Source organism: Pseudanabaena sp. UWO310 (assembly GCF_006861605.1).
Classification (GTDB): domain Bacteria; phylum Cyanobacteriota; class Cyanobacteriia; order Pseudanabaenales; family Pseudanabaenaceae; genus Pseudanabaena.
On record NZ_SELU01000067.1, the window covers coordinates 25,133 to 31,960 of the forward strand.

Sequence of the window (6,828 nt, forward strand, 5' to 3'; positions counted from 1 at the left end):
ATGTTAATTTCACTGTCTAATTATGTAATGGCAATCGACGATATTAGTGATCGCAATAAGCATCCTAGCCAAGAACTAAATATTCTCGACCTGTCGCCATCCAAGCCTGCGCTGATTTTAATTGTGGATGACGATCTGTTTATGAGAAAAATTTTGGTGCGCTATCTGGAGCGGGAAAACTATCAAGTGGTAGAAGCTTCCGATGGGATGGAGGCTTTAAGGATCTACCAAGAATGCCAACCAGATATGATCTTGTTAGATGCGATGATGCCCATCCTCGATGGATTTGAATGTTGTTCGCAGTTGCAAAAGCTGCCCCATGGAGATCACACTCCTGTTTTAATTATTACCGCCCTTGAAGATCGCGAATCCGTTGATCGAGCCTATGAGGTGGGTGCTTCTGATTATGTAACTAAACCAATCCATTGGGCGGTATTGCGCCAAAGGGTTCGCCGACTGCTCGATCAAGCCAATCTGCGCCAGCAGCTTGAAGCTGCTAATCAACAATTAGCAATCGTCGTCCAAGAATTAAGGCGGTTGGTATCCATTGATGGCTTAACCCAAGTTGCCAACCGTCGATGTTTAGATGAATATCTTGAACAGGAATGTCGGCGATCGCATCGGGAGCAACTGCCAATTTCCCTAGTACTATGTGATATCGATTTTTTTAAAAACTATAACGATAACTACGGGCATCAAGAGGGCGATCGCTGTCTCCAAGAAGTCGCACAGGCGATCAGTAAGTCCACTAATCGTCCTGCGGATTTGGTGGCGCGTTATGGTGGCGAAGAATTTGCAATTATTTTGCCTAATACCGATGCGGATGGTGGGATGAATGTGGCAATTAGGGCGAACGAAATTGTGCGATCGATGCAATTGCCCCATGCCTACTCAAAAGTTGCGGATCATGTCACGATTAGTTGTGGTGTTGCGACACTTTTCCCACCGCAAGATTTTCAAGTAGTGCATCTACTCAAATCTGCCGATCGCGCCCTATATCTCGCCAAAGCCGAGGGACGCAACTGTGTTAGGCAAAATATTTATCTTCCCGATGAAGCTTGATTCCCAAAATCTACAAATGATTTAGGACTGCTATATCAAAGCTCTGGGTTTTATATATTCACCTGATGTGGTACGGTCATACCTGATTGCATCGGCAAAAATGTAAAATGTCGCAAACTCTCAACTTAAATATCGATCGCATAACTCTATGGAATGGCATATTACGGACGCACAAAGCTTAGCAACAATTGACAGTGAAATTGGCGAGCATTCTTTCTCCCCCTCCGAATATGAGATTGTGCGTCAAGTCATTTATGCCACCGCAGATTTTGAATATAAAGACTTGGTCAGGTTTTCAGAACATGCCTTACAGGCTGGTAGTACCGCTCTCGCTACCCGTACAACCATCATTGTCGATGTGCCCATGGTTCAAGCTGGGATATTTCCTAAAATCTGCGATACCTTTGCTAATCCAATCTATTGCGCAGTTGAAGCAATCACTCGTCCTCAAAAGGGTAAAACTCAAGCGGCTTGGGGAATTGAAACTTTAGCAAGACGCTACCCTGAAGCTATTTTTGTGATTGGTGAATCCCAGACGGCATTAGCCACTTTGGTAGATTTGATCGAACTAGAGGATGTAAAGCCCACTCTGGTGATTGGTACTCCTGCTGGCTTTATCGATACTGATGTAATCAAGTCACGCTTAAATGATTCACTAATTCCGCATATTCGAGTAGATGGGCGCAAGGGCAGTGCGATCGCGGCGGTAACTATATTTAACGCCTTGGTGAATTTGGCATGGTTAGCCTATGGGAATAAATAAGGAATGACCCCAAAAAGATGAATGGCGGCGCGAAGCGCCGCCATTCATCTTTTTGGGTATGTGCTTGTGCAAAACCTACATTGCTATAGAGCTAATTCCAAATAATGCCAGTTAAATTAGCTTCCTTGGTTTGCATCCCTTCGGTAACTGTATCGGCAAACTTAGATTTGCTCAGATTGGCTTTGTAGAAATTTACGCGCGTGAGATCGGAACCTTGGAGGTTAGCACTGGTGAGATCGGCTTCGCTCAAATCGGCATCGCATAGACTTGCCCCATACAAACTCGCAAAGGTCAGGTCAACCTCACATAGCATGGCTTTATTGAGGTTTGCCCCATTTAAGCTCGCTCGACTGAGATCGGCTCGCTGCAACATACTTTCATTGAGACTTGCGCCAAACAGTCTGGCATCCCTGAGAATCGCTTCACTGAGATCGGCGCGATTGAGCTTGGCTTTGCCCATATTGGCTCCCGTCAGCTTAGCGCGAGGTAATTTCGCCTTATTTAAAATTGCCCCGTACAAATTTGCTCCGTATAGTCTTGCGTCACTGAGATTAGCTTCGCTGAGATCGGTTTCTCCCAAATCAGAACCACTAAAGTTAGCACTAACGAGATTGGAACGATATAATTTTGCTCTATTTAGATCTGCGCCATTGAGTTTACTATTGCTTAAGTTTGCTCCATAAAGACTCGATTCACTAAGGTTTGCACCACTTAGATCGGCATTACTTAAGTCAATTCCATTCATATCAGTTTTACTGAGATTGACACCTGCAAAGTTGCGCCGCCCTGATTGGTAGCTACTAATTAGCTCGCTGATTTCCATTATTTTACACCATTTTTTCAGTAATAAGATATAATACCAATTCACAAAACTTTGACAACACTTTTGTGAATTAAAAAACAAACCCAGTAAGGTTTTGAAATTCCCAAAATGGCAACGCCATTTTGGGAATTGGTATAAAAGCCTAGCGCCCTATCTTATTCTTTGTTTTCGTCCATTTCTGCTTCCATTGCTTCTAAAATTTCTTGTTCTTGGGTAATGAAATCTGCTTCGCTGATATCGCCAAGATCGAATTTTAGTTGTAAAGTGGTGAGTCGCTTTTGCAAGTTCTCAGTTTTTTCTAACTCGGTGGTTGCTCTTTCTTCGATTTGTTCTGCGATCCAGACTAGCCCATCGAGGGGTGCGGTCAGTAGTTGCCATATCATTGAAAAATGTACTCCTTAAATTCTTATCACAGCCGAGTATGTCGTGATTCGTACGGCAGGCTCTAAAACCTATTCTTCTTAAACCTATGTTAAGTGTTGCCTATAAATATGCCTATCAATATGGGATTCATCCCCTATTGTTTTCCTTTGAGCCTGAAACAGCCCATCATTTAGCGATCGCTACTTGTCGTCGGATAAGTGAGTCATCAATAATGCAAGCGATCGCCAAGTCTCTCTTTTACTATAGCGATTCTCGGCTGTCACAGGAACTATGGAATTTAAAATTTGATAATCCTGTGGGCTTAGCGGCCGGGTTTGATAAAAATGCGGAAGCGATCGGGGCTTGGGAAAATATAGGATTTGGCTTTGCGGAGGTGGGTACAATTACAGCTAAGGGGCAGTCGGGAAACCCATTGCCAAGATTATTTCGCCTACCCCGCGATCGCGCCGTTCTCAATCGCATGGGTTTTAATAATCGTGGTGCAGCCGCTACGGCGATCGATCTCAAAAATTATTTAGCAAATCATCGGCTCGGCATTCCCCTCGGTATTAACCTTGGTAAGTCCAAAGTTACTGAACTTGCTGAAGCAAAGTTTGACTATGCTGAAAGTTTGCGATCGCTCTACGAGTTTGGCGATTACTTTGTGGTCAATGTGAGTTCGCCAAATACGCCCAATCTGCGAGATTTACAAGCTACGGAGCAGTTATGTGGGATTCTTGCTGAGTTACAGCCCATTAATACCGCAAATAAGCCAATTCTGGTAAAAATTGCCCCTGACTTGAATGATGCAGACATTATCGAAGTGGTAAAGGCGAGTCAGTCCTATGGTGTGGCAGGAATCGTCGCTACCAATACCACGATTTCGCGCCAGAATCTAACGACTACGCATTTAGCAATTACAGGTAAACCCGTTACCGAGGAGGCAGGTGGTATCAGCGGTCAACCTGTACGCGATCGCTCCTTGGCGGTCATTAACCTGATCTGGCAAACTACCAATGGCAGTTTACCGATTATCGGTGTGGGGGGCATTTTCACGGCGGAAGATGCTTGGCAAAAAATTACGGCGGGTGCTTCGCTCGTGCAGATTTATACGGGCTTAATTTATGAGGGACCTTTAGTTGTCAAACAGGTTTTGCAAGGCTTACTGACAAAGCTTGATGCCCATGGTTTGGATAATATTCAACAAGCGATCGGTTTAGCACATAAATAGCATAAATAAAGGAAAGGGGCTTAAGCCCCTTTCCTTTACTCTGGTTCTTCAGCGATCGTAATATTTCGTCTTTTAAGTTCGTCGATAAAGATTTTTAAACTGGGATTCTTGGTGTACAAAGCTAAAAAATCTTCATGATCTCGATATCTTTTGGTGATTTCCTGATAATAACCGTAGTTTTTGGGTCTAAAACCTGTAACAGTTTTTTCTAGAATTTGACAACAGTTTTCAGTTTCCGAGCTTTTATCTTCAGTAGCTAATAGAGGAAGTAGCCAGCACTCTATCGAATGAACTGCGATCGCAAAAATAATGCGATGTTCGTACTGATTATAAAAAATTTCTCCCATCTCCTGTTTAAATTTATCTACGACTTTATCAATCAATTGTTCTGGAGTAATGGGGATATCATCTTCGCAATGGGATATGCCAAAATTCTCAGACACGTCGGTATCAATATGAATAATAATATATTGATTGGCAAGAAAAGCTCGTTTTAATTTTTCTGGCTTACAGCTTTTAAATACTTTGTCGTAATTAGATACAGCTTTAAAATTTTGGGGATTAATCCAGTTGATATCAATTTTTTTATTATTAAAATATCCTATCAAGGCGCTATTAATAATAGGGAAATCAGTTTTACCTTCTACAATTCCGCCAAAAGTATTCATGCTAAAAATTCTTTGGTAATCCGCCAATATAACCATTAATAAAAGCCTCCGACAAAGGCACTATCTCACCATCATCTAAAGGTTCTAACGGAGCAACTCGTTTAGCTTGGGTATGCCCATCCATATTGCGATAAATTGCAAAAAGTCTTTGCTCGTCATCATTCAAATCCAGACCATCTAAGATTGCGGGGTTATGGGTTGTGAGTATAACTTGCTTGTCATATTTCTTGGCTAGTTCTACTAATTCTTGAATTAATCTCGTGCATAGTTTAGGATTAAGTGCATTTTCGATGTTATCAATTGCAAAAAACTTTGGCGTATCATCACTGATAAATAAAGCAAAATAAAATATCAAAAATAAAAATCCTTCATTAGAACTTCTTTGATTAAAGTAAGGTAATTCTTTGTCTAAGTAGCGATCTCTAATTTGGATAGTTCTCTCTATATCAAAATCTTGATGTATTTTAAGATCATCAAACCAATCAATGAGTTCAAGTTTTTTCTTGATTTCATTGATTTTATCTGGGCTACTATTTAAAGCCCCTAAAAGCTTAAGTAAACCCTGCCCTTTAATCCCTAACGGTTGAATTTGCCCCTCTTCTTCAAAAGTTCTTAATGATGAATTCTCAGGCATGTAAATCATGAATTTATCATCTATCCCATCATTATTTAAAGGATTCGGTGATTGATTTAGATATATCTGCAATTTAAATATTGATTCATCATCAAGGTTTCCTCCTTGGAGTTGGTTTTTTAAATTCTGAAAAAATTTATTGTCAAAAAATGGATTGTCTCGAATTCGACCGTCATAAGCAAGTGTATTGCTAATCCACTTAGAATAAGGTTGGTTCTTATGTTGTATTACAAATGTTAATAGAGGATTATTAGTTATTCGTAGACTAATTTTAATTTCTTTTGTAATGTTTTCTTTATCAAAAGCCGATCGCATAAATTCTGGTTCGGTAACTCTGATACCCCTAGAAAATAAAAACTCATTATCTAACTTGTTACCTGCTGCCGCACCTGCTAAAGCGATCGCTTCTAAAATATTGGTTTTACCGCAACCATTTTCACCGATGAACACGTTAACTCGACCCAGATTTATCTTGAGACTTTGGATTGACTTGTAGTTCTCGATTTGGACTTCGGTAAACACTGGTTTTTATAGAATTAGGGTTGAGGCGATCGCAATCTAAAAATTATTTCTATCAACAAGAGACGCAAAGCGTCTCTTGTTGATTAATTTGAACGTAACTGTTCTAATTCAGAACGCAAACTTGCTAGCTGTTGCGTGAGTTCTTCGATCTCATCGCGCATACTCGCCTTGACTTTTTGATTGGACTTTTCAGGAGCACCATCATCGACAGTTTTCGCAGTAGTCGTTACTGTAGTTAAGCCTGCTGCTTCTGAATTGTCGGTAGACTTACCACTAACCTGCTGTGAGATAAAACTATCAACATAGCTCCGAGCCTCTGCTTCCGTCGTCACACCTTTTTCAGCAAGAGTTTGGGTTATTTCATCTAAACTCCGTCCCAACATTTTGAGGTTCTCTTCACGTTTAATGGGATCTTGGATTACCTCAATTAACGATGATGTTGCCCCTAATGTGACGTAGTAGCCTTTTTGCACCAGCTTTTCTAAATCGATAGTATCCATAAAACTCCTGCAAATGTGTAGTTTTGTAATACATTCTAATCGATATCTTTGGGGTTATACCAATTTTCAAAATGGCGTTGCCATTTTGTGATTTTAAAACCCTTACTGGGTTTAGTTTTCAATTCCCAAAAGTGTAGCCACACTTTTGGGAATTGGTATTATAGCTATAGTCAGTAATGTTAGGACAAAATCAAACCCAATAGAGAGTTGCGGCGCTTCGCGCCGCAACTCTCTATTGGGTTTGATTTCCTGACTTAAGGGA

Annotated in this window: 8 protein-coding genes; 3 read left to right on the top strand and 5 right to left on the bottom strand. The window is 40.9% G+C overall.

Annotated elements, in window-relative coordinates; translation table 11 throughout:
* Positions 1-27 precede the first annotated feature (27 nt).
* The gene (locus PseudUWO310_RS18810) at positions 28-1,062 is read left to right on the top strand and encodes a PleD family two-component system response regulator (protein ID WP_223805752.1); all 1,035 of its coding nucleotides are present in this window, start codon (positions 28-30) and stop codon (positions 1,060-1,062) included.
* 148 nt (positions 1,063-1,210) lie between these two features.
* Positions 1,211-1,825: a precorrin-8X methylmutase gene (locus PseudUWO310_RS18815; protein ID WP_142603997.1), complete on the top strand. Its 615-nt coding sequence runs from the start codon at positions 1,211-1,213 to the stop codon at positions 1,823-1,825.
* Between the two features lie 91 nt (positions 1,826-1,916).
* Here the strand turns inward: PseudUWO310_RS18815 and PseudUWO310_RS18820 are convergent, their stop codons facing one another.
* Positions 1,917-2,648: a pentapeptide repeat-containing protein gene (locus tag PseudUWO310_RS18820; protein ID WP_142604000.1), complete on the bottom strand. Its 732-nt coding sequence runs from the start codon at positions 2,646-2,648 to the stop codon at positions 1,917-1,919.
* A 155-nt stretch (positions 2,649-2,803) separates the two neighbouring features.
* Entirely contained in the window at positions 2,804-3,031 is a 228-nt protein-coding gene (locus PseudUWO310_RS18825) for a gas vesicle protein GvpG (RefSeq protein ID WP_009625985.1), read from the bottom strand.
* 86 nt (positions 3,032-3,117) lie between these two features.
* On the opposite strand from PseudUWO310_RS18825, the gene PseudUWO310_RS18830 reads away from it, so the two are divergent.
* Entirely contained in the window at positions 3,118-4,242 is a 1,125-nt protein-coding gene (locus tag PseudUWO310_RS18830; RefSeq protein ID WP_142604002.1) for a quinone-dependent dihydroorotate dehydrogenase, read from the top strand.
* Between the two features lie 35 nt (positions 4,243-4,277).
* On the opposite strand, the gene PseudUWO310_RS18835 is transcribed toward PseudUWO310_RS18830, so the two are convergent.
* From PseudUWO310_RS18835 to PseudUWO310_RS18845, 3 genes are all read right to left on the bottom strand, one after another.
* On the bottom strand, positions 4,278-4,910 hold the full coding sequence (locus PseudUWO310_RS18835) for a phage tail protein (RefSeq protein WP_142604004.1): 633 nt from the start codon (positions 4,908-4,910) through the stop codon (positions 4,278-4,280).
* Position 4,911: 1 nt separating this feature from the next.
* A complete protein-coding gene (locus PseudUWO310_RS18840) occupies positions 4,912-6,066 on the bottom strand; it encodes an AAA family ATPase (protein ID WP_142604006.1) in 1,155 nt (384 codons plus the stop codon).
* Between the two features lie 83 nt (positions 6,067-6,149).
* Complete coding sequence (locus PseudUWO310_RS18845; protein ID WP_142604008.1) at positions 6,150-6,566, bottom strand: hypothetical protein; 417 nt, start codon at positions 6,564-6,566, stop codon at positions 6,150-6,152.
* Between the last annotated feature and the right edge of the window lie 262 nt (positions 6,567-6,828).

Excerpts from the sequence above, each read along its gene's own strand:
- PseudUWO310_RS18810 (WP_223805752.1), top strand. The coding sequence starts at position 28 with ATGGCAATCGACGATATTAGTGATCGCAATAAGCATCCTAGCCAAGAA.
- PseudUWO310_RS18815 (WP_142603997.1), top strand. The coding sequence starts at position 1,211 with ATGGAATGGCATATTACGGACGCACAAAGCTTAGCAACAATTGACAGT.
- PseudUWO310_RS18820 (WP_142604000.1), bottom strand. The coding sequence starts at position 2,648 with ATGGAAATCAGCGAGCTAATTAGTAGCTACCAATCAGGGCGGCGCAAC.
- PseudUWO310_RS18825 (WP_009625985.1), bottom strand. The coding sequence starts at position 3,031 with ATGATATGGCAACTACTGACCGCACCCCTCGATGGGCTAGTCTGGATC.
- PseudUWO310_RS18830 (WP_142604002.1), top strand. The coding sequence starts at position 3,118 with ATGTTAAGTGTTGCCTATAAATATGCCTATCAATATGGGATTCATCCC.
- PseudUWO310_RS18835 (WP_142604004.1), bottom strand. The coding sequence starts at position 4,910 with ATGAATACTTTTGGCGGAATTGTAGAAGGTAAAACTGATTTCCCTATT.
- PseudUWO310_RS18845 (WP_142604008.1), bottom strand. The coding sequence starts at position 6,566 with ATGGATACTATCGATTTAGAAAAGCTGGTGCAAAAAGGCTACTACGTC.